This window comes from Xenorhabdus szentirmaii DSM 16338 (genome assembly GCF_002632585.1).
In the GTDB taxonomy this organism is placed as follows: domain Bacteria; phylum Pseudomonadota; class Gammaproteobacteria; order Enterobacterales; family Enterobacteriaceae; genus Xenorhabdus; species Xenorhabdus szentirmaii.
In genome coordinates this window covers 128671-150942 of the sequence record NZ_NIBV01000002.1, presented here as the reverse complement: position 1 = coordinate 150942, position 22272 = coordinate 128671, and the positions used below count along the sequence as shown (strand labels likewise).

The window sequence follows — 22272 nt, the reverse complement described above, 5'->3', positions numbered from 1 at the left end:
AACGTATCCTGTGTTTCCTACTTAAGGATGGCAGGAGAGACTCCGCCCACCCAAATATGTTCCTGTGAAGTTTGCACTGCCAATACCAGCTTCATTCCACCCTGCTCCGCGTGCGTTGCCCCTGCGGCCAAAGCCAGCCAAGGAGCGGCGTGGCCGGTATATCCCACCACCATGTCCAACGAAGAACTTTGAGTCTGCATATTCAGAACCACGCCATTACTTTCACATGCCATTCCCCACAAACCATCCAGAGCCAGTGCACCACCAGTCAGCCATGAATACTTAATCTCTTCCGGGGCAGATTTCGTCCACAACAATGCACGCGACAGCGTTTGAGTAAGATTGTCAGGTGAACCCAATTGAGGACGATGGACAAAAACAGCATCAGGGTATTCAGGAGAAGGGCGATTGACCAACAACGTTCCTACTATAGCCTCCCCGCTGCCTTCAACAGGTGCTGAGTTAATCTGGGCGGATACCACTAAAAGTGCGGAGGGTATATCGTAATAAGTATCCAGCCAACGATCCAAAACATGGAATTCAGGCTCATTCAGCGAAATAAACTGGCGTGACAAAGAATGAGATGTCTCTTTCCAAAGCCGTTCGATGACCGAAGGTTCAAGGTCAGCACCTACCTGTAACGCCAGCATACAAGGCATACTTTCAGGGAGTTTAGCCATGGGCTCAGCCAATCGTGATGTCAGGGTATTAAATAACCTGACCAACAATTCAGACTGTGTTTTCTCGAACCCTTGTAAATAAGTGTGCCGGAGAGTGCCTTTCCCACTTCTCGGTGTGATGGAAGACATCAAGGGATCATTATCAAGCACTGCATCAACCAATGCTTCCCGCCCTTCCGACAGTGTTGTGACGACACTGGCATCTATCATCCAGGCACAACGCTGCCCCCGTGCGGTTTCTTGTTGGTAAAGACGATGACGCTCAGCATCCCATGATGCAGCCCAGACCTGATCGCTCTTATAACCAATGCGCCGCAAGCTGAAAATGGCACCGGAGAAAAAGGTTGGGACTCCCAAAGCAGTAAACCAAAAAGTGGCACTGCTGCGATCAGCCTGCCAAAACCACACAGTGGCTAACATCCCGATGACTAGGCAAACCAACCAGAACCCCAACCAACGACGCGTTTTAGGGCGTGGAATTTTAGGGGCTTTATCAGGAATGGCGTCTAAATCAACAGGCATAACTAGCCCACCATCGCAGCAGGCAAAGAACTGATCAACGTGCAGCCACAACCACAGGCATGACCATGAAATGCGACCGGAATGCCTTCATCCAAAAAATCCGGATGTCCTTCAATAATCATCGTAACCCCATGGATTGGGCAGGACACCGCATCACCTTTGCGGGCAACCGCCAGATTGCCGAAAAACATTGTGCTGGAACCGGTTAATACCGCACCACCATGAGTCGTTTTATCGCCGAGGCGAACAATGGATTTCATGATATATCCTTATTTTTGGCAGTTCTTAAGAAGGGAGCCTATACCCGTTGTCTTCCCGGTTACCGCTTTGTCAGCGGACCTTGAAATCCAAAGGGCATAAAATACAAAAACAACCAATCAATGCCATTTATCTTTGTGACCTGACACTATTCAGGGCAAACAGAGAGTTAGCATTTTTATATTATTTCCATAAATAAAAAAATAGTTTGATCATACTCTCATCAGGACACAACCCAATGATGAGATCATCGTAATTTTTCAATAATAATTAATTCCCATATACCCGTCACCACTTTTTATATTGAAATATTTTTCAATAGTGATATTTCCGTTAAGATAAACTTTCTTTTTTTAAGATAACAGCAACTAATTGATTTAAAATAACAATAATATTAATGGTAAAATAACATTCTGCGGCTCGTCCATTATCACAAAATCAAATTAACATTTGATTTTGTGATAATCACACTTTTACGCTTTATTATCTTATTTAATTCTTATGATTGAGTCGTGGGTTTTCATATACCCAGTAGAATCAACCCTAATTAAAATACCTTATAAAATAATAATAAAAGCCAAATAAATAACTCAGCATTTGTATTAAAAAACAATCGGAAAGTACTAAAGTAAAATAATATCAATTAAAATATACATTTTCTAGGCATATGGATTCTACTTAATAGACTAAATAATAATAAAGATATGATTTTGGTTTTGTTTCTCTGAAGTAAAAATCGGTTAGTGATGCCCAATACCTGAAACCAGTTCAGCGTACTCATCATCCACTTGATCAACAAACCATTGATGACAACAAACCAGATTTTGTTCCGGATCAATCACCCCAAATCGTATCTGTTGGCTGGATTTTTCCGTAATGATTCCATAGCGATATGTAACGGATTTTTTCCATCACGGTGATAAAACCAACATTTAATGTTCTCTTGTTAGCCAGCCATGAAGCCGAGAACGCTATTAAAATCAGAAACAGGTATTTCATTGCCCGGCATTTTCAGAAGCAAACACATCATTTAGGGGAAAGGCTCTCTCTCAGATTTTGTAAAGAAACCACTTTCTGCTTAACCACATTCATTCTCTCTTCCGCTGAAAAAACTCGCCACATCGTTCCGCTGCCAGGGTAGCCGTTCTTGAGAAATTCAAAGTAGTTATCGCGATATTTAACCCATGCTAATTGTGATGCTTTGAAGGTTTTCTTTCCGTTATCGTCTAAAGATGAAAGTATTAACTGATATTCTTTATTTAACTCATTATCCCACTCTCCAGCAGCCTTAGCATAACAAGCCGCCATACCCAACGTGGTGTAATCGTTACCCAGACATTTATCTAATCTATCATCAATTTCATAAGAAAAAACCCGGGTACTAAAAATCAATAATATGATGACCAAAATACGCATACGATTCCCCTGAACCTTCATGATATACAGTAGGTTAGCGACTTCCAATGCAAAGGCGTTAAAAATCAATTCGATTTATTCAATTTCCCTCATTTATCAGAAAAATAAGAAAAAACAGAATTCTTAAGATAAAATACATTTCTTTCTTATCCCGCCTGATAACAAATTGCCATTCACCATAATGTATCCTTCGAATATCAAGCATAATCCATTGAATAAATTTTAATACTATTTTAGTTCTTTTATCTCTTCTATGCGAGCCAGTGTCATTTTATTCTTGCAATCATTAATTAATGTTTCATACGTTTGTGATTGAGATTCAATCTGGAATGCTTTCACATCACAATTTTTATCCCTAAAGCTAATCCAAGCTCTTTGAGCTAATTTTAATTTATGGATATACTCTTTTCTTAATTTTTCATCCCCTTTATATTCACAATTGATATTAGAGATTAGCTCCTTATATTCATTATTGAGTATCATATCGCTTTCAGAGAGCTTTTTTTGTGGAACATAAATAAACTTGATCACTATTATCGATATCAGAGCACATGCCTCCTGAAAACCCATTTTCTGCAAAACATGATATAGAAAAAAACAACAGAAAAAACATTGCACTTCGCATTTAATTCGTCCCCTAACCTACATATAGAAAACCATTTTTCAACTAATCGTTAACCATATTATTTATTTGTAATTTTTATCAATATAATTCTTAACTTTCTGCGCATTATCCAATGCATAACGTCTTTTCACACCTGATTCAATAATCTGATAACCAGAAAACATCGGATCTTCAGTGATTTTACTTTTCACAAGGCTATCCTTATCTTTTTCATAAGCATAAATTTCATAATAATATTGATACAATGGCTCATCATCATAATTAACTTCCCATCTTAAAATACTCAACAACCACCGACTAAAGTCGGTGGGTTAGTGATTAACGGACTGAAAGTCCGGATACGCATCGGCTGAACGATGCGTCAATCGTCCATCTTGAAATTATCATTTGGGTTCGGTTCAAAATGGTGGGCAAGATAAGCCTCAATCATTTCTTCTGTTAACTGACCCACCGTGGCACAAAAATAGCCTCTGCCCCAAAAATGCTGACCCCAATAGCGTTTTTTCAGATGAGTAAACTCCTCAAACAACTTACTCGCTGTCCTCCTTTTCAGCCTCCTCATGATTTCTGAGGGTGCTAATGTCGGCGGACTATTCACCAATATGTGAACATGATCTTGGCTCACGACACCACTTAATATTCTGATTTCAAATGCTTCACACGTCTGACGGACTAACTCTCGCACCCGAATACCGACTTCACCCGTCAGCACCTTGTACCTGTATTTTGTTACCCACACAAAATGATATTCGATATTAAATACCGTGTGGCTGCCATATCTGTAATCCATGTTGCACCTCCCGTGCAACACAGTATCGCAGCTAAAGCTGACCGACTAAAGTCGGTGGTTTTAACCTTTAATATGGAAGAATAAACTTCTGATTTTTTATCTTCCTCCATTTGCAAACTATCGGCCAACACCCACCCTTCTATATTACTCTCCCCATTCCTTTTATAAATAATATAAAAATATTTTTCACCCTCATTACTTTTCTTTAACCATACCGTATCATTCTCGATTAAATACATTTTACTTTTATATTTTCCTTCTGGTTTTTTATAAAGATATGACTTCTTATTTATCATTACCTTCAAAGGATACCTATCCGTGTATTTATCTCCATCAGAAACAATAACATGGTCTATAGCTTCTCCATTTTTATAGATAATGCGATTAACCCTATCACAACCAACACAAGAATCTTTTAATTTCAAATCAGTTTTGCCATGTATGTCAAGATGATAAACTTCTTCATACCACTTCGCACCATCTCGATAAGAACTGACTATATTACCTTCTATAGATGTAATATTGCACACCTCCTTTGTTTCACCAAATTTAATGTATTCTGAAAGAATAATGCCATTTTTTACCGGATACATTTTAGAACAACGATTAACACTCCCCAAAGTACTAACCAATAAATATTCATTGCCTAATATTTCAGCCATGCTGATGGATTCATACCCATTATCAATCTCATTTTTGGCTGTATCAGGGATTTTATATCCACCACAATAAAATTCATTACATTCATAACTTCCTGATCTTTTTACATTACTATTCGCAAAAATACTAAAAGAAAAAAATTGCAACAATAAAAACAAGAAAGGCATTTAATTATCCTTAAGTTCAATACCTATATCAATGGAAGAAACTTTACCCTCTTTTAATTCAAAAGACATGCTCATATCTCTCAAAGAGAATTCAATTTCGTTATCAGTCTGTTTATAAGGAATATGATTATAAAGTTCCATTATTTTATCTACAGAATCACCAATCCTAACACCTCTCAATGTTTTATAATTTTTATTTTTTAAAGTTATTGATGAAATAACATAATCATCATCCATACCAATTAATTTCTTATCATAATTAACATTAGAAGTCACTAAAGAAAAATCATTATAATCATGTTGATTTAATTTATAATAATAATCTCCAAAAATAAACCCGCCGATAAAATTATGGTAATTCTGCTCGCCAACCATACGTTTTTGTTCAAATAAATGGTAGGATTCATTAAGTATGATCCATACTTCATCATTTGTAACAATGAAATCTGAAACATTCAAATGCTTTTTGTTCCCTTTGTAAGATGCTAAATTTAATTTAGCAAGGCTTTCCAGATTCACCCATCCCTTTGTTTCTATATTATCCTTAGATATATAGCTGGCATACCCATAATCTTTGACGATTTTGTAAAGACTGACAATATCACCTTCTATAATAAAGGTGCCACTTTTGCATTTTTCATCAGGAGCATGATAAAACCAAGTTCTTTTTTTATTTTCAACAATCCATATCGGAAAATCAGGAATATGACTCTTCTCACCATAATTAACATAACTTTTTGCAATATTAGAGACTTTATTACAATATTCTGATACATCTCCACTCTCACCAAAAGCCATCTGAGAGAAAAGAAAAACAGTGAATAAAACAAAAAAATTATTCTTCTTCATTATTTTATACTTTGCTATATTTAATTAATCAGGAGCATATTCAGTAATCACTTTTGTCCCACTATCATCTTGAGTGAAAGATAGGGTTGTCACTCCCCCTGCAAAAAATTGAGTGACAATAAGATAACTTTTATTTCTCCACTCAAAATTAACTTCCATGCATTCAACCTCGCACTCTGATTTAAAATTTTTATTTACGACAATAGGAATGGGGAAGGTTTCATCATTGCCTTTAAACATATCTTTGTATTTTAAGTAGGACTCAACAATATGCATTCCTTTGAAAAAGCATCCCCCCATCGATTCATATCCAAAAATTTCTTCTGGTGGTATTGCTATGCTTTCACACAATGTATCACCATAAGCCATGCTTTTAGATTTATCTTTTAATAAAACATTAAAGGCATCGAGTGTTATGCCTTTATCCTTTAAAGGAAATTTAAAAACATCCAGTTCTCTACATTTATCTTCTAATGAGAAATAAAAAACTGCTCTACTATCCTTAACAAACATAATGACATTATCAATTATAATAAAATCTTAAAATGGATAACCGCAAGCATCTTCAGGGTTTAACGTGGAAACTTCATATAAACCTTTATCTATATTAATAACATATTCAGATAAAAATAAACGATAAAATTCTACAGTTTTTTCACTCATCCAATATGATATTGGCGTTATTTTTTTAGCTGCATACTCATATTGACATGTGTCTTTAATGTATACATAACCATTGGAGAATAAAATGTCTTTTCCCGAAAATAACTCTTCTACTTTTTTTCTGTCATCATCAGAATTCATGATTGAATCTGAAATATAAGGCCCCTTCCATTTAACATCCTTAAACTTCTCTTCTAAACTAACTTCAGAAGCAAACGCATTCATACAGTTCAAAAACAAGGTAAATATAATAACAACTGTGGATTTGTACACTATTTTACCTTTTTAAATTATTGCACTAAAGCTACTTAAAAATTTATCACGCTATTTTAATTAACTCTTAATAACAGTATAGATATTTTCATTAAGATTTAGTCAGGATAATTCATGGACTATTCTAAATTATATTGATTATCCAGAATACTCTCAACACTTATAATTAACTTCATCTTAAGTGATGAAGCTTCAAACGATTCCAATGGTTGGGTATCTATTTATATGATATTTTAAATGGGCAATTCTTCCATAGTAATACCTGAGATATATTCCTGTTCAAATTTAAAACTCAATACTTTATTAGTGAATTTGTATTGTATCATCTCTTCATTTTCTTCGTCAGGTTTTCCATAAACTTTGAGTACACTATCTACTTTCATTCCTATAACAATTCCTCTATCGGTCATATATTGATTATTATTTACTGATATTGTTGTAATTCTATATAAATCAAAATCATTATTTAGTTGCATGAAGTTTATATTTTATGATCTTATATGAAACCCACCCCAATAATTATCAAAATACTTATAATTAACATCATCAACAGTGACAAAATTCCCAGAAATTCCAATTTCTGGCTGTTTGTTTATTTCACACTCTCCCCAAGATTTATAGAATATGGGGTAAGCATCTCCTAACTCAATTTTTTTGAATGATGAATATAATATAAAGTCACTCGAATTTATTTTCGGTGGAACAAACTGTGAATTTGATATATTTATAACATTTCCAATTTCAATCCACCCAGTAGTACGATCACCATTCTTATTTTCATAACTACCAAAAATGAATTAAAAGCGATAGCCAAGCTTAAAACAAAAAACATTAATTTCATATTAACCCTTTAAATATATTGGGATTTCAAATGATAAACTTGCATTTGGAAATAAATCAAATTTTTCTTCATATTATATTTTTGATTTAACGCCCAATTAATCCCTGTAGCATATTGCATTGTTCCTGGTGCATCAGGATCTGACATGAGCTAAAAATCATGTATCTTCAATACCATGGGTATACTGTGACTATAATGAAGTTTCACTGAATATTGGAAGATATTACTTGTTTTCATCTGATGGCCCTATTCCAGTCCCCGTTGGGATCAACCTGCTAGACTGAACCCATCCCTAAATCAAATTCTGATTTTTATCTAAATACATTATGGAAGTGAAATCTCCATAAACAGAATAAGCATTGACTAGATCATTTTTAATTATAAAAACGTTATCATTCTTACAATTGATATTTGGGGAGGTATAAAAATAAGCCCTACCCTTCCCAATAACCTTATAGCCTGATTTATTCTTGGCTATTAAATAAGGTGATACCTCTTATTCTTATCTCGACCTTTATATTTTCTTCATATGATGTATTAGCTTGAAATTTATCGAAATTTTTATTACCATCCCAATAAAACCACCCTAGGTTACCAATATAATCTAGGATGGTTCCTTCAACTATATATTATTTTTTAATGAAAAATAATATCAACCACAACCTAGGGCATTATTTTTATCGCACATCAAAAATGAAGTTAAATCGTACATATCATTGATATGTACAGAGTTACATTCAAATTTAGTTTCTTTGCTATTTCTATTATTAACAACAGTAACTCCCGAGCTTGTCATTCCATCTTCATAGTTACTAAAAACAGAATATGTATATACTCCATTATTAAAAGATATGGTTATATATTCTGTTTGATACCTTGAATAACTATTATATAAAAACCCGGAAAAATCATTTCCTTTAGAAGAAAAAGAAAAATCATTGATTCCATCCTTTGAAATAGAATATATAATTTTATTTCCTTTAACTTCAAGTTTTACATTTCCTTTTTTTGTATCACATGAGAAATATACTTTTGAATTAACCTCTCCTACAGCATGAGAAGTAAAAAAAATTAGAGTTGAGAGAAAAGCTTTAATTACCAGAAGTGATTTTACCATAATTAGCCTTCATTTTAGCATCATAACCTTTTTGACTTGGGCCATTATATATCAATGCAAAAGATAACCAATCTTTATTTACAATTGCATTGTGGAGTTTTTTATTAGATTGTATAAAATTCACAAAAGCTTTTAAATGATTTTTTTCAGATCGACTTAAATCTAAAACAAACTCCTCTACAGAAGAGTAACCAGAAGTTATATGATTAGAACCTAAAATTTGAAATTTTCCCCAAGATGCTGATTTTAAGGCAGCTACCTTATTTAGTGAGTAAGCAAGAGCTATTTTCCTATATTGCTCAGAATGCCTCCCGTATCCTCCGGCTTTTTTATTAGATATTTCAGAGTATTCAGAATCATATATTCCATTTGTATATCTACTAAAATGATGCCGTTCAAACAAAATTGACAAGACATAGTCATCATCATTATCAAATTTGAAATAACTGCCGGCTGATCCTGTTTCAGTTTGTGCTACTGCTTTTATAGCTGCCACTTCACAATTTAATTGCTTAGCAGCTGATATATAATCGCTTTCATCTATTTTCTCATTATCGTATTTTGCCAAAAACTCTATAGGCTCTAATTTACCATTTATGATAGTTTTCGGATATTCATCAATTTTTATAGAATCTAATAACACCAATGGATGCATATGCCATACCTCAGGCTTGCTCTTAAATTCCTTCACATCCGGCATCCACACCAATTTATCAATGGTTTCGATATTATACCTTGCTATCTCCGAGCTGGATTTTTTCCAGATCGTTAATAACGTTTCCCAGAATGAATCCGTGCTCCGGTAATACCATTCGCTGGGGTGTTTGACTATCGTTCGATACAATTCATCCCTGACATGGGGATTATGAACTGCCTGCAAAAATTCAGCTTCGGAATAGCGGGCAGGTTTATCACTGACTTTTAAGCTGTCTATCTTATCCAACAAACGCTGGTAGTTACGGGGAGCCAATGCGTGGGTCAGGCGCAAATCTTGTTCCGCCGCTTTTTTTAATAGCTCCAATAAATTGCGCACAAGTACCGTCGGAGCGTTTTTACCATCCAGATGGTCGAAAGATTCCACTGGGCTTTCCGTTAACATGGTAAATCCTAATTTGCCCAAATCGTATTGGGAAATAATTTCCACATCGGCTTTCTCCAACCAACAGGCTTCTTTATGAATCTGGTAATACTCTTTTTGCGTTTTATCCTTTTCGTTTTTAACAATTTCTTTTTTCGCCTTAGACAGTGTAATAATGCCGTTTGAGCGAGTTTTCACCTCCTGTTTCACGAACTCTTTAGTCCTGACATCAAAACTGTAACGCGTCAAACCGGGTTTATATTTCAGGTATTCTGTGCCTTCTTTCACCGCATCGGGGTTAGTTAAAAATGTCGCCAGATTGTCATCAATGGTCAGTGTTTCAATATGAGCACGATAACGCGCTTTATGCCCTTCACGAATCGGTAACTGAACATAACCCAAGTGCCCGACGGCATCTCCTGCACTAATGGAATAAGGTTTTTTAACCGACACCACCTTATCAAATTCCAGTGGTTCTTTACCGCCCGGCAGATAAGGTTTCAGCCAGCCCGGCGCTATCTGCTCCAGCGATTTTCCCCCTTTTTTGATATTGTCCCGATCAACCAATACCCACACTTTTTCACCTTTTGTGAACGTAAATTGTTTGAATTTGACGTCTTGCTCCAGAGTCACACAACCAAATTTGCGGCCCGCCTTATTTTCCGTGACTAATTCAGTATTTTTTTCATCCCAAGTGACCCGTGTTTGTTTAGGCAATACTTTTTTTGTCTTCTGCGATAATTCCTTATCCTCATAGGCGGCTAAGTTACCCTGAATCACATAATCATTCGCCTGCTGGGAGTGCTGGTATTCATACACCAACCACGGTGCCATTTGCATATAAAGAGAATAGAATGTCAGTGCACTTTTGTCTGTTTTTCCCGGCTGAATTCGATGGCGAACCAACAGGAATGAACCCGAATATTTCAGGTTTCCGGCAATCCATGGCGCTTCCAGATAGTTTTTGCACACCCGGAAGGCAACCACCTCACCATCAGCCACACAACGTAGCGCCTGTTCTCCTTTATATCTGTCTTCTTCCTTGGGTAAATCTTTCAATTCTGCTGGGTCGTTTCCACTCAAGGCACACCACGGGGTTGTCACGCTGGTGATATGAATGCCACCATGCCACATGCCATTACGGCCAAGAAGATAATAGCCGGAAGGTTCGCCTTCCAAATGGGCCAGTATTTCATCCTGATTGCTGAATTCAGCACCACGGTTGTTTTTGGATATAGGCCAACTGATTTTTATTTTTTTATTCTGTTTGACTGGCTCCTCTTTGGGTTTTTCTTCTGTTTTTTCTGCGCCATAGCGATACATGACAAAAGAGGGTTTCAATTTTCGATAACCAGGCCCCGGATAAGGGCCATTAGATTGTTTAAAATCGGAAACCCAATGTGTGCCATTGAACATAGCCATATGCCCATGTGGACTGCCTTCTTTCGACTGAATAACGACCACATCTCCAGCCTGTTGCCCTGGTATTGAAAAAACATCCGCCAATTCAGCCGGATTCCCTGAATACCGATAAACAGCAACAAAACCTACATCTTCTAAAGAAGGTCCATAATCTTTCGCTGAAGCTGCACCGTTGCCTGGGCGAGGTGGTGGTATTTCGATTTTGACACCTCCTGATTCAATCGCTATTCGTGTAAACTTTGCGCAATCAGATTGGCTTTTAGGTTTTGCTCTTTTATTAAGAGTATTTATTGCAATATCTTTATTCCACATATTTTATATCATCCTCTGACATTGAATAATTAATTGCTCAAATTTCCGTTTAAAATCTTGAAACTGACACTATCTTCCAGCCTTCATTCTCTTTCTCCAAAATGACCAATAGATTGGCAGGATATTTTCCATCCTTTCCTAAGATAACCTTTATTTTAGAGATTTTTTCGGCTTCACTTATTGTACTTACATTCACATTTATCCAATAATCATATGCATCTTGACTTTTAATAAAATAATTCTCGTCATATTGAATTTCTTTTGAGCCACAATCATCAAACTCTCCTGGTTCATTACAGCTTGTAGCTTCATCAATTTTTTTCAATAATGTTTCTGAGACATATTTCTTCAGTTTATTTTGGTGGTCATTTGGAGATACATCTGATAATTCAAAATATTCCTTCATATACCATGTATAAAACTCTTTCGTTACCAGTTCCGGTGATTGTTGCTCTGCCTTAGCGAATGCATTTGCCTGACCTATCAGTAACAAAGAAATAATCAAATATAATGAAACACCCCATAATGAATACTTTTTCATTTTTCCCCTTTCAATTCATTGGATAAAAAATATATTTCAAGCCATTATCGATTTATTTTATCATGCCTTTCCCTTGCCTATATAATGGCAGGGTAATGGTTAAATAAAATTTAGATATAGTTATAATCACAATTTATAATAACTTTTAATCACCCGTTCCTTTTACTCATATTCATCTGAGAAAACTTTTCCTCCCGGTCTTTCAAACTGCGCTAATTCAGTTTGATTAAATCCCGGTAATTCACTATTCATCTCAGCCCCGCTCATCGGCACGGTGTAACTCGCACATTTCAAAGTGAAATCCCCTGAAGAGCCGTGTTCGATTTTATTGCTGTCCATGGTCAGGTAAGAGCCGCCGCCGTTCAGTGTTAGTTTGTTCGGGGTAGTGATAATGATTTCATCTTCGGTGCTGGTAATGGTCAGGGTTTGTTTGGAGGTCAGGGACATCGCATCGCCCTGGGCTTCAACTTCCACTTTGCCTTGGTTGGCAACCAACTTCATGCCTTGTTTCTGGACAAATACGCCAAAGGCTTCGCCTACGCCGATAAAGCAGTTTTTTATCACGCCGATATCTGCATTTTTCCCTGCATTGACCATTAGGTTTTCACCGGCAGCCAGTTGCAGGTGCTCGCCGCTTGTCAGCGCAATGCCTTGTGGCGCGCTGGCGAGAATAACCGCCGATTGAAGCTGGGTCAGCCTCTCTTTGGCAAAATTCAGTTGTTGCTTAATATCCGATGCCAGGGCCGTCGCCTGTTCTGCTGCATCGCTCAGGGCCTGCATTTCACTGTTTGCTTGTTGCAACTGGCTCAATGGCTGTGACATTTCCAGCACTTTATTCTGGGCTTTGGCTTGGGTGTGGGCGCTGATGAAGATCCCTTTCCCTGCCCGGATCGCACCATGTCCATCCGTTCTGACTTCAAAACCCGCACCGCGCTGTTTTCCCTGTGCATCCACCAGATGCCCGATATTCAGCTGGCTTTTGCCGTATTCTGTCGCCAGTTTGATATGCTCTTCACCGCGCTTGTCTTCCATGCGCAGTTTATTGTTGGCGGGGGTGCGCAATACGTTGCGGGTGTGGTTGGCATCCGTCACATGATCAGGATGGTTTGAATCATGCAAGGCATAGGCAATGTACGGACGGTCACAATCACCGCCATCAAAGGCCAGCGCCACTTCGGTGCCATCCAGCAAAGGCGCGTGCCAGCCGTAAGTGTCACCAGCATACGGTTTCGCCAGTCTTACCCATAAATAGGCATAGCCTTGCTCCCAGCCATCAAGATCAAAATTGACTTTCACCCGGTAACGCCCGTGTTCATCCAGCCAGGCGTAGGTATCGTTTTTTTCAGTGCTTTCCACGCGGGCAGGCAGTGTGCCTGAAATGGCGGGGCGTGGGAGCAAATCTGGGCGGAAGCAGACGGTTTCACTGTAAGGCATTCCTTGCAGGAGGACGCGATAACTTTTATCCCGCGAACCACTGCTCGCCAAAGACGTGAGCAATACCCCTTCTTGCAGGGCAGCAGGCATACTGCCGTTCAATTCCAACACTTGCCCGACCGCCAGTTGCGGGCTGGTGCTCATGCCTGTGACCCGATGCTGGTTATTCAGCAAACGCTCATGGTGCAAGCGGGCAAAGAAAGCACCGCTCTCTGCATCCGGCTCTAAGCTGTCGCCCGCTTCCCGATACGGCTCGGCATAACGATAGACGTCACCATAGGTCGTTGTATCATTGGCGGCGACGTTGGCATCACTTTGGAGCGGGGTCAATGCATCGCGGTAGTTGTAATCATTGGTCGTGATGCTTTGAGAAATGACTTTGTGACCAATTTTGATCCCCCAAACGCTGTCGGTGCCGCTGTCGCTCATTCCCGCCGGATTATGTAACGGCAGTGTCATGCCAAACTGGTATTGCTGCTGGCTGTCGCCAAATATCACCACTTCCCTTTCAAGGCGGCTATCCATTTCAAAACGATAGTAAATACCTACTTCTGCCAGGATGCGCTGGACAAAATCCAGGTCATTTTCACGCCATTGGGTCACCAGTTCCCGTGTCGGATAAGCCTGATTTAAACGGAATTCAAAATCCGTGCCTTCAAGTTCATGCGCCCGCAAAACTTGTTCAACGATTTCCGGCACCGATTGATTCTGGTAAATCGCACAGCGCTCACGATGGGAAAGCAGTTGCAGTTTTGGCACGAGTTCGAACTGATAACGGGTTTCATCAGCCGAGGTTGAAATGCGCTTGAGATTGCAGATCACGCCATGTACGGCTTTCGTCGGCCCAATGAGATCACCGAGACTCAGTACCGGTGGCTGGAGAGTAAAAGTCGCTTCTTTCAATAAGACCTGTTCAGGGCGGATATCGCCATCCGGGCTGGTGACATCTATTAGATATTGATAGGGTTGGCTCAATGTTTCCAGTCCACGGAAAGAAAGTACATCCAGTGAGGCGGGGCATTGCCAGATTTCGAGTCGATAACGGTTTTGTGCCCCGCTCAACGCTTGTTCAGCTTTATTAAGTATGTTGGTTAAGTCCATGATCTATTTCCCTCAGATTGATGTTTCATGATGATTCTCCTGCTCGAGAACTTACCGGGATAAGGCCATTCTGATATTTCAGGTATGCTACCGCCATAACCGTTAACCGAGGCCCATTAGGTCGCGAAGATAAGTTGTTGCTCCCTTTGCCAAGCTATTCATCCCAATAGTTTGAAAAAAACAAAAAATAAGGCTTGGCAAAATAGCAACTAGGTAAAAGTTGTAAAAAAGCAGGCGGAGAAACCGCCTGCTGGAGGGAAAGCCGGATTAGGCTGTTGTGCGTTCATTCCAGGCATCGGAATGAATGATGTTGCCATCTTTGTAAGTCCAGGTGATTTTTTCATAACGCAGCTCAATTTCTTCGAGGTGATTATGTTTTTCTCTCGCTGGATCTTTGATGTCATGCATCTTAGGTGCCACTTTCACCACTTTGACGTTTTCCAGTGTGGTGTTGAAATATTCCACTTCCTGGCCTGCGTCATCGATCCGATACCATTTGAATTCAGCCGTTTTCAATGTCTGGCCCGTGGTGACTGCTTTGTACAGATAAGGGCTGGACGCATCAATTTCCTTAACGAAAATAAATGGGGTATGAATACGGGTGCCAGTCAATTTACCGGTGTTGTTATCGGTTGGGATGTACAGGTTATGATCCTGTGCCACCACTTCGATACTGCCTTCACGGCTTTGGACATCGACAGAACCTTTGATATCCGATCCGCCGTCATCTTTCAGCCATAAATAAACAGGTATTGCCATACTTTATTTCTCCATAATGTGTCTTAATTCTTCACCAATTTCCGGTGAAGACGAGGTAACATCTCAATGCAGCCCCTGAAGCTGTTCTGCGAGCAGGGATTGCAAATAGTGATGCCCTCCCCACCACAATCCCGCCACCACAAGAACCACAATGAAACTCCAGAACCACAAAGAACGGAGCCAGCGGCTTCCTCTTCGGCCTTTGGCGCACTTCAGTAAACCATTCGGTTCTGCACTGAAAGACGGCACCCGGGAAGATAATTCCGCCAGCGTCTGTGTTCGCTGTTCTGGTGCTATTGCCTGCAAGCCATACTGCCCTTGGAAACCCAATTGCAGAACACGATGGAAACACGTTAAGACTGCAATATCCGGAGCAGTTTGGTGCAATACACTTCGTATTCGTTCGTACAAGGCTTCCCCAGCCTGAAGGGAATTGAAAAACCGGGCCTGTAACGGGGCTTTCATCCAGACCTGATAACCACTGTCCTGCTCTTGGTTTTCACCTTGACGCCCCAGAACGGTTTCATCCAATAGGGCACACTGGGCATAAGTAATATGTTCAATGCTCTCATGCCCATAGCCTGCGATTTGTAACAGTTCTTGCACTTTCTCAACCTGAAGCTGACAGTGTTGATAAAGTGCTTCCCCCTGTAATGCAGGGACACCGTGGCGTAGCTGTACGACCGTCAGCCATGTTTCCGCCATCAGTTCATCAATATCGAGCTTTTTCTTCATGCCCGCAGTACCGCAAATAACTCGAGTTGAATATTGCCAAGTAAATCAGGAACATAGAACATACACACACCGGATTCCAACATGCTTATCGCTGCCGGATGTTTCATATCCAATGCGAAATATTGGTTTTCCATGCGCAACGGGATAACCGCCGGAACTTGGCTCAGTGCTATCAAAGGAACGCCATTCAGCGCCACATTAACGATATTATTGACATCATCCGGCGCCCCAACTTTGCAAAGTTTGGGGAATTGCTCCAGCAATTGGTGTGCCGGCAATGACGAACGGACAGACAAGTAGAAATCCGCCTCTTCACGCAGCCTGATATCGTTGAGTGGTGCTTTCCATTGGTGACCATTGATTTTCACTAAATCGATGGCAACCATCCGCGATGGTAAGCTTGCTTCCAGTAAATCACTGATCAACGCAAACAAAGGAGGAAAAACCGTTTCGGGTTGATGGTGATCATAAGGCGGAATATCTTCCACATCGTGATCCAGCGAAAATGTCAGCAATGCACCCGCCAGTTTTGTCAGCTCAAAGTAAACCTGTTCAGGATGGCGGGCCGGGCGTGTCAACAGCTCAGACAATACCGTCACGTGGGTATTGAGGGCGTTCAGCAACCAGAACAGCGAAACATCCGCAACGGCAAAATCCGCCATGCGCTGGTTGCTTTCACGGCGCATGCCCATCAAGCGGCGACGCTTAGCCTGCAACTGAGTCAATAACCTATCCAACGACAAAACCAGTTCATTGTGAGCCGCAAATGAAAGCAACGGAGGAATAAAACCCGAATCCACTTTCCAACCGCTTCTTCCATCCCTGACCAGACGAGCCAACGGGCAAACGATATATTCATCATTTTGCTCAAAATCAAACCGCAAAGATAAAGAATGACGAGCTACCGCCATTGATTCTTCTTCCGGTCCGAAAGCATCCTGCACACTCACCCATTCCTGCCAGTAACGCAAAGGACGCTCTACGATTTCTGCCGTTGTCTGAACATTGCTGGTATTGGACTGCAATATAGGCAATGCCAGCAGCACGATGACCTGCTCTTTATCAGATAGCTCCTCGTGTGCCAACTCACGAGTCGCAGGCAGAAGATCAGCACACCCTGTATCCACTAATGTCCCATCAGGCAGGCGAACTCTGATTTTCAGCGCTTGCAGGCGCTGAAGTGCCAAAAGTTCCGAATCAAATTCAGCGGCTTCAACTCCCCATGGATGGACAAGTGACAGGTGAGCTATGCACTCATTGGTATAGGCTTCCCAATGTGCTTGTTGCTGAAACTGCTGGGGTGACAACAACGCCCCCTCGCTCCATAACGGGCGGTAAATCTTCATATATTCCCTCGCTTACGCTTTGGCTTTCGGCATCTGGGAAACCAGGGACAGGTTGATGTCCATGCCTTCCACCTGGAAGTGCGGCACCGCGTACAGCTTCACGCGGAAGAAGCCCGGGTTGTCCTCGATGTCTTCCACCACCACTTTCGCATCGCGCAGCGGGTGCGAGGCCTGCAGGTCATCACTCGGGTCGGTCATTTCCGTCACCAGCCCGCGCACCCAGTTGTTCAGCTCCAGCTCCAGCAACCGCCGGTCCTTGGTGGTGCCGATGTTTTCCCGCTGGATAAGCTTCAGGTAATGCGCGATGCGCGACAGCAGGAAGATGTACGGCAACCGCGCGTTGATGCGGCTGTTCGCCGTCGCATCCACCGTGTCATACAGCGCCGGCTTCTGGCTCGAGTTCGCCGAGAAGAAGCACGCGTAATCGCGGTTTTTGTAGTACGACAGCGGGATGAAGCCCAGGTTGGCAAACTCAAATTCGCGGGTTTCCGGGATCATCACTTCCGACGGGATTTTCACCTGGCTGCCGGTGCCCAAATCATACAGGTGGATCGGCAGGTCCTTCACCGCCCCGCCCGCCTGCGGGCCACGGATTTGCACGCACCAGCCGTTGTTGATGAAGCTCTTCATCATGTTGGCCGCAAACGCAAACGTCGCGTTGGTCCACAGGTATTTCTCGTGGTCCGGCCCCTTCACCTCTTCCACGTAGTTGAAGTTGCGCACCGGCACTGTGTCCGGCCCGTACGGCAGCCGGCCCAGCACCCGCGGCATCGTCAGCCCGATGTAGCGCGCGTCGTCCGATTCCCGGAACGCCTTCCACTTGATGTATTCCGCCCGGTCAAAGTAGTTGCCGATGTCCTTGATGGCCGCCACTTCTTCCATGGTGTCCTTGCCGAAGAACGCCGGTCCCACCGAGCCGATGAACGGCATGTGCGCCGACGCCGCCACCTTCGCGATGTTGCGCAGCAGTGCCACGTCCTGCGGGCCCCGGCCAAACTCATAGTTCGAGATGACCGCCGCTATCGGCTCACCGCCCGGGGTGTCGTATTCCTGGATGTAGGTGTGGTGGTACAGCCCGCTCTGGATGATTTCCGGGCTGTCCTCAAAGTCCTGCCGCAGGTCATCCTTCGCGATGTCCAGCAGCTCCAGTTTCACGTTCTGGCGGAAATCCGTCCGGTCCACCAGAAATTTCAGCCCGCGCCACGCCGATTCCACCTGCTGGAATGCCGGGTGGTGCATTACCGCGTCCAGCTGCCGGCTGATTTGCTGGTCCAGCTCCGCAATGTGGTGGTCGAGCAGCGTCTTGTCCAGCCGCTCTACTTGCTGGCCCGCCGCCTTCAGCCGCTCCAGGAACACCTGCACCGCCGCCGTCACGCGCTCGTCCGCCGTCGCATCCGCCAGCGCCGCGTTGTCCTGGTAGGCATTGATATCCCCCAGCCGGCCCACCGGGGTCAGGTTGATTTTTTCAAACAGGGACGCATACACACTGCTGGCCGCTTGCTGCGCCAGCACCGTCTCCTGTGCCGCTTGGGTTGTTTCCGTATTGACTGACATCAGCATAATCCTGTGGTGAATGTATCCAGTGGGTTAGTCGTGTTCCGGGGCCAGCCCCGCCAGTTCACTGCGCAACTCGTCACTCAGGGACGGGTCTTTCAGGATGGCTTCCAGCTCCCGGCGGAACGTCGCGTTGTCCAGCAGGTTCGATTTCAGGTCGCGCAACAGGTTGCGCATCGCCAGCATTGCCCGCAGCGGCGGGATTTGGCGCGCCACCTGCTCCGGCTCAAAGTCCTGCATGTCCCTGAACGTCAGCGCCACGCTCTCCTCACTGCCGTCCCCCGCCAGGGTGTTTTCCACCGTCAGGTTGACCCGCGGGCTGAAATCCGCCAGCACGCTGTTAAAGTTGTTTTTGTTGATGTTGATTTTTTCGCGCTCGGACAGGGGACGGGTGTCCTGACCGTTGCTGTAATCCCCCACCGCCAGTAATTTCAGGGGCAATTCCACTTTCTTCTGCGCCCCGCCCGTGTGCAGGTCAAGCCTGATGTTGACGCGGGCCTTGGGGACTTCGTTCTGGAAACTGTCTGACATGGTTTTTGTCCTTCAAAACAAGTGACTGTCTGCTATTGAGTAGCAATGCTTGACTTTCAAATCATCGGCAAAAAAATAGCAAGACATGAGATAAGCGATAAAAATTTTCTATGTGATATCGAAAGCCATATACCCATCGCCTTTCAAATTGCCGCTTTGTTGGCTTCAAACTCCTTGGGTATCGATGCCAAACGTTAATTCATTCCGTTCATTCAATTTTTGATAAAGATGAAAATATCCTGACTGTCATTCGTAACGTATATTTAATTCTCTTAGCCCCATATAAAATCATTAATTAAGTAACATTATTAGTTTCTTGCCAAAAACACAGAGGTGACCTTTCTACATAGAAATAATTTATATATGGATTTTCAAGATGGAAAACAGAGAAAAAAATAACATAACATCCGGACAGATATTATCAGTTTAATCCTATAAAGCTAAAGAAATTTGCATTATTCATCACACTCACACAAACATATTGAATTATCTAAATACTTAAAATTAAACCATAGAATCTACTATATTAATCCGTAAATTTAATTATATACCCCTCTGTTTTCTTACCTATAGTTCTTCAGCAAAAGATAAGATGATGAGTGTAACCATAACTTAAGGAAAACATTGTTATTATACTGATCTAAAAAGAAAAATTTATCTAAGTGGAGTTTATTGCCAAGCTAATGACAATATCTTGCATTAAATCAGACATAAATAAAAAGATTAGGCAGAATTTCCACTATAAAATCCCGCCTGACACACTTGATTGAAATAATACCAAAACAGCACCGAACTATGATTTATTAACACTCAATCAGAACCCCTTGAATAAGGGTTTATCACAAATTTTGTGGTCTTTACCATCATAAATCAACACCACCAATAAAATTATAAATGTTTATTTTTATAATTTTAGCATGATAATATCAATCATATTTTATTATTCTGAACATTAATATTTAGGTGAGATATTATATAATCCCGACTTCCATTACTTATCATTTAAACTGATTATTTTACTTTTTTCAGAAACAAAGATTGGAACAATATTAATTTAATAAACAAATAATTAACTCCAGCTCATGACAATGCCATTGTCATGAGCTGAATAAATAATATTACTGTATATTATTTAATTGATTTAGAATCCGATTTATATTGTTTCTTTGAATCATTTCATCAAGAACATCAGAGCGTTTTTTTCATTCCTTCCCTCAAACTCATTTAATACTTCTTCCCTCAGATTCTCATTACCATAATTTTGATGCAATGAGCTCACAATTGTATTGGACAAAAATAATACTGCTGCAATTAATTAAAAAAACAGCGCCGCACAATAAATCCACCAATTCACTAAATCAATTTATTTTGCCATATAAAAAATGAGTTTATCAGTTAATTAAGATAATCAAATTCATAATAAAAACAAAAAAAACACTTATCTTTATATTCATGATAATCACAGTTAATAACAATATTTATAGTATCTTTTGATATTATTGCATTTAAATGGAAATATATTGATGCATCACATCGACAATTATTATAAAAAAACTTATTTAAAATCGTTTGTTTTTAATAAAAGTAAAAATGTTCACCATCTGGATATTTAAGTGGCAGCATGGCCTTATCATTGTCATCCAACTCATCAATCTTTAATTTTTTATAAGTTTTTATAGAGAAAAAATATAACTGCACAGATTTTGGGCTTTTTACTCCGAGTGCAGAAAAATACGTTCTGTTAGTTTGGTTGCAGGATAAGGCATTAATAGTGAAGCTGATGAAAAAAACAAAAGACCAATCAATATAAATAATGGTAAAACAGTCATTGAATAATCTAGCATACTCTCTAAATAATTATCATCACCAATACTAAAAAGTGCAATAAAAAAAAAAGGGAATCAGCCCTAGAATAATAGAACCAAGCACTGATAGTTTAACCATGTAATAGCGCCCGTATTCGCACTCAGGTGTTATCATAATAAGCCTTTTCTCAGGAAGAGTAATCGCATATGCTATATAGCAGTTGTCTTTTTCTATCACTACCATTTCAACATAATCATTTTCTTTTATAACTGTTTTACCTAACCAACCATAAAAAGGTTTTCCATTGATTTTCCCTTTAACAAAACTACTAACATTCATTTTTCTATTTTCAAATTTGTTAAGAGACGCTGCTGATGCAAAGTTTCCTAGCGCCATTAATATCATTGTTAAACTTATCTCTATCTTTCTATCTCTTTCATATTTAACTGTTGTATAAGCCCTGTCATCAAAATAATTTTTTATATACTGTATTTCTAACTCTTCTATCTTACCTTCTATCTTGAACAATAGACCTTGTGGCGGTAATTCAGGCTGAGGAGGTTCTGTTTTTAATATTTCTTTTAATTCAATAAGTGTAACCTCTACTTCTTTTATCCTGATATCTAAATCTTTGTCAAAGTAATCAAACCCAATGCTATCGACTTCTCTTTCATTTAACTCTTCTTTCAAGGATGTTATATATCTTTCACATTCTTTAATCCTATTCCTAACATCTTCATAATCCATAATTTTTTTGTTTTCATCCAAGCGCATAATAAGCTCTTTTTAAAT

At 40.5% G+C, this 22272-nt stretch carries 22 protein-coding genes; 1 reads left to right on the top strand and 21 read right to left on the bottom strand.

Going from position 1 to position 22272, the window contains the following annotated elements:
• Positions 1–17: 17 nt before the first annotated feature.
• The 20 genes from Xsze_RS10635 to tssB form a co-directional block, all read right to left on the bottom strand.
• On the bottom strand, positions 18–1202 hold the full coding sequence (locus tag Xsze_RS10635; protein WP_038241345.1) for a hypothetical protein: 1185 nt from the start codon (positions 1200–1202) through the stop codon (positions 18–20).
• A 2-nt stretch (positions 1203–1204) separates the two neighbouring features.
• Positions 1205–1462 carry a PAAR domain-containing protein gene (locus Xsze_RS10630; RefSeq protein WP_038241347.1) on the bottom strand — a complete coding sequence of 86 codons (258 nt, stop codon included), beginning with the start codon at positions 1460–1462 and terminating at the stop codon, positions 1205–1207.
• A gap of 1024 nt (positions 1463–2486) precedes the next feature.
• Positions 2487–2876: a lysozyme inhibitor LprI family protein gene (locus Xsze_RS10625; protein WP_038241349.1), complete on the bottom strand. Its 390-nt coding sequence runs from the start codon at positions 2874–2876 to the stop codon at positions 2487–2489.
• Positions 2877–3104: 228 nt separating this feature from the next.
• Positions 3105–3407 (bottom strand): lysozyme inhibitor LprI family protein, encoded by a 303-nt coding sequence (locus tag Xsze_RS10620; RefSeq protein ID WP_167331024.1) that lies wholly within the window; start codon positions 3405–3407, stop codon positions 3105–3107.
• 156 nt (positions 3408–3563) lie between these two features.
• Positions 3564–3788, bottom strand: coding sequence for a hypothetical protein (locus Xsze_RS10615; RefSeq protein WP_099139133.1), 225 nt, complete (start codon positions 3786–3788; stop codon positions 3564–3566).
• Positions 3789–3862: 74 nt separating this feature from the next.
• Entirely contained in the window at positions 3863–4291 is a 429-nt protein-coding gene (gene tnpA, locus Xsze_RS10610; RefSeq protein ID WP_099138321.1) for an IS200/IS605 family transposase, read from the bottom strand.
• Positions 4231–5118, bottom strand: coding sequence for a hypothetical protein (locus tag Xsze_RS10605; RefSeq protein ID WP_099139132.1), 888 nt, complete (start codon positions 5116–5118; stop codon positions 4231–4233). Before Xsze_RS10605 ends, tnpA begins: the two co-directional genes overlap by 61 nt.
• Positions 5119–5967, bottom strand: a complete 849-nt coding sequence (locus tag Xsze_RS10600) for a hypothetical protein (protein ID WP_038241267.1) — start codon at positions 5965–5967, stop codon at positions 5119–5121. It lies immediately after the preceding gene.
• A gap of 24 nt (positions 5968–5991) precedes the next feature.
• Positions 5992–6480, bottom strand: coding sequence for a hypothetical protein (locus Xsze_RS10595; RefSeq protein ID WP_038241268.1), 489 nt, complete (start codon positions 6478–6480; stop codon positions 5992–5994).
• A 27-nt stretch (positions 6481–6507) separates the two neighbouring features.
• A complete protein-coding gene (locus Xsze_RS10590; protein WP_038241269.1) occupies positions 6508–6903 on the bottom strand; it encodes a hypothetical protein in 396 nt (131 codons plus the stop codon).
• Positions 6904–7136: 233 nt separating this feature from the next.
• Positions 7137–7379: a hypothetical protein gene (locus Xsze_RS10585; protein ID WP_038241270.1), complete on the bottom strand. Its 243-nt coding sequence runs from the start codon at positions 7377–7379 to the stop codon at positions 7137–7139.
• A 1017-nt stretch (positions 7380–8396) separates the two neighbouring features.
• Positions 8397–8861, bottom strand: a complete 465-nt coding sequence (locus Xsze_RS10580; RefSeq protein ID WP_051462552.1) for a hypothetical protein — start codon at positions 8859–8861, stop codon at positions 8397–8399.
• Positions 8836–11673, bottom strand: a complete 2838-nt coding sequence (locus tag Xsze_RS22725; RefSeq protein ID WP_051462553.1) for an N-acetylmuramidase family protein — start codon at positions 11671–11673, stop codon at positions 8836–8838. The genes Xsze_RS10580 and Xsze_RS22725 overlap by 26 nt, the downstream gene beginning before the upstream one ends.
• 49 nt (positions 11674–11722) lie before the next feature.
• Positions 11723–12214, bottom strand: a complete 492-nt coding sequence (locus Xsze_RS10570; RefSeq protein WP_051462554.1) for a DUF3828 domain-containing protein — start codon at positions 12212–12214, stop codon at positions 11723–11725.
• A gap of 162 nt (positions 12215–12376) precedes the next feature.
• Positions 12377–14749: a type VI secretion system Vgr family protein gene (locus Xsze_RS10565; RefSeq protein WP_038241272.1), complete on the bottom strand. Its 2373-nt coding sequence runs from the start codon at positions 14747–14749 to the stop codon at positions 12377–12379.
• A 267-nt stretch (positions 14750–15016) separates the two neighbouring features.
• A complete protein-coding gene (locus tag Xsze_RS10560; protein ID WP_038241274.1) occupies positions 15017–15508 on the bottom strand; it encodes an Hcp family type VI secretion system effector in 492 nt (163 codons plus the stop codon).
• Between the two features lie 63 nt (positions 15509–15571).
• On the bottom strand, positions 15572–16243 hold the full coding sequence (tssL, locus tag Xsze_RS10555) for a type VI secretion system protein TssL, short form (RefSeq protein WP_038241276.1): 672 nt from the start codon (positions 16241–16243) through the stop codon (positions 15572–15574).
• The gene (tssK, locus tag Xsze_RS10550) at positions 16240–17589 is read right to left on the bottom strand and encodes a type VI secretion system baseplate subunit TssK (protein ID WP_038241280.1); all 1350 of its coding nucleotides are present in this window, start codon (positions 17587–17589) and stop codon (positions 16240–16242) included. Before tssK ends, tssL begins: the two co-directional genes overlap by 4 nt.
• Before the next feature lie 12 nt (positions 17590–17601).
• On the bottom strand, positions 17602–19149 hold the full coding sequence (gene tssC / locus Xsze_RS10545) for a type VI secretion system contractile sheath large subunit (RefSeq protein ID WP_099138329.1): 1548 nt from the start codon (positions 19147–19149) through the stop codon (positions 17602–17604).
• A 27-nt stretch (positions 19150–19176) separates the two neighbouring features.
• Complete coding sequence (gene tssB, locus Xsze_RS10540; protein ID WP_099138330.1) at positions 19177–19674, bottom strand: type VI secretion system contractile sheath small subunit; 498 nt, start codon at positions 19672–19674, stop codon at positions 19177–19179.
• Between the two features lie 45 nt (positions 19675–19719).
• On the opposite strand from tssB, the gene Xsze_RS22165 reads away from it, so the two are divergent.
• Positions 19720–19872, top strand: a complete 153-nt coding sequence (locus tag Xsze_RS22165; RefSeq protein WP_156935904.1) for a hypothetical protein — start codon at positions 19720–19722, stop codon at positions 19870–19872.
• A 1674-nt stretch (positions 19873–21546) separates the two neighbouring features.
• Here Xsze_RS22165 and Xsze_RS10535 read toward each other — a convergent pair.
• Positions 21547–22254, bottom strand: a complete 708-nt coding sequence (locus tag Xsze_RS10535; RefSeq protein ID WP_038240706.1) for a putative type VI secretion system effector — start codon at positions 22252–22254, stop codon at positions 21547–21549.
• Positions 22255–22272: the final 18 nt, after the last annotated feature.

Coding starts and splice junctions, on each gene's coding strand:
- Xsze_RS10635 (WP_038241345.1), bottom strand. CDS start 1,202: ATGCCTGTTGATTTAGACGCCATTCCTGATAAAGCCCCTAAAATTCCA.
- Xsze_RS10630 (WP_038241347.1), bottom strand. CDS start 1,462: ATGAAATCCATTGTTCGCCTCGGCGATAAAACGACTCATGGTGGTGCG.
- Xsze_RS10625 (WP_038241349.1), bottom strand. CDS start 2,876: ATGCGTATTTTGGTCATCATATTATTGATTTTTAGTACCCGGGTTTTT.
- tnpA (WP_099138321.1), bottom strand. CDS start 4,291: ATGGATTACAGATATGGCAGCCACACGGTATTTAATATCGAATATCAT.
- Xsze_RS10605 (WP_099139132.1), bottom strand. CDS start 5,118: ATGCCTTTCTTGTTTTTATTGTTGCAATTTTTTTCTTTTAGTATTTTT.
- Xsze_RS10600 (WP_038241267.1), bottom strand. CDS start 5,967: ATGAAGAAGAATAATTTTTTTGTTTTATTCACTGTTTTTCTTTTCTCT.
- Xsze_RS10595 (WP_038241268.1), bottom strand. CDS start 6,480: ATGTTTGTTAAGGATAGTAGAGCAGTTTTTTATTTCTCATTAGAAGAT.
- Xsze_RS10585 (WP_038241270.1), bottom strand. CDS start 7,379: ATGCAACTAAATAATGATTTTGATTTATATAGAATTACAACAATATCA.
- Xsze_RS10580 (WP_051462552.1), bottom strand. CDS start 8,861: ATGGTAAAATCACTTCTGGTAATTAAAGCTTTTCTCTCAACTCTAATT.
- Xsze_RS22725 (WP_051462553.1), bottom strand. CDS start 11,673: ATGTGGAATAAAGATATTGCAATAAATACTCTTAATAAAAGAGCAAAA.
- Xsze_RS10570 (WP_051462554.1), bottom strand. CDS start 12,214: ATGAAAAAGTATTCATTATGGGGTGTTTCATTATATTTGATTATTTCT.
- Xsze_RS10565 (WP_038241272.1), bottom strand. CDS start 14,749: ATGGACTTAACCAACATACTTAATAAAGCTGAACAAGCGTTGAGCGGG.
- Xsze_RS10560 (WP_038241274.1), bottom strand. CDS start 15,508: ATGGCAATACCTGTTTATTTATGGCTGAAAGATGACGGCGGATCGGAT.
- tssL (WP_038241276.1), bottom strand. CDS start 16,243: ATGAAGAAAAAGCTCGATATTGATGAACTGATGGCGGAAACATGGCTG.
- tssK (WP_038241280.1), bottom strand. CDS start 17,589: ATGAAGATTTACCGCCCGTTATGGAGCGAGGGGGCGTTGTTGTCACCC.
- tssC (WP_099138329.1), bottom strand. CDS start 19,149: ATGCTGATGTCAGTCAATACGGAAACAACCCAAGCGGCACAGGAGACG.
- tssB (WP_099138330.1), bottom strand. CDS start 19,674: ATGTCAGACAGTTTCCAGAACGAAGTCCCCAAGGCCCGCGTCAACATC.
- Xsze_RS22165 (WP_156935904.1), top strand. CDS start 19,720: ATGCTTGACTTTCAAATCATCGGCAAAAAAATAGCAAGACATGAGATA.
- Xsze_RS10535 (WP_038240706.1), bottom strand. CDS start 22,254: ATGCGCTTGGATGAAAACAAAAAAATTATGGATTATGAAGATGTTAGG.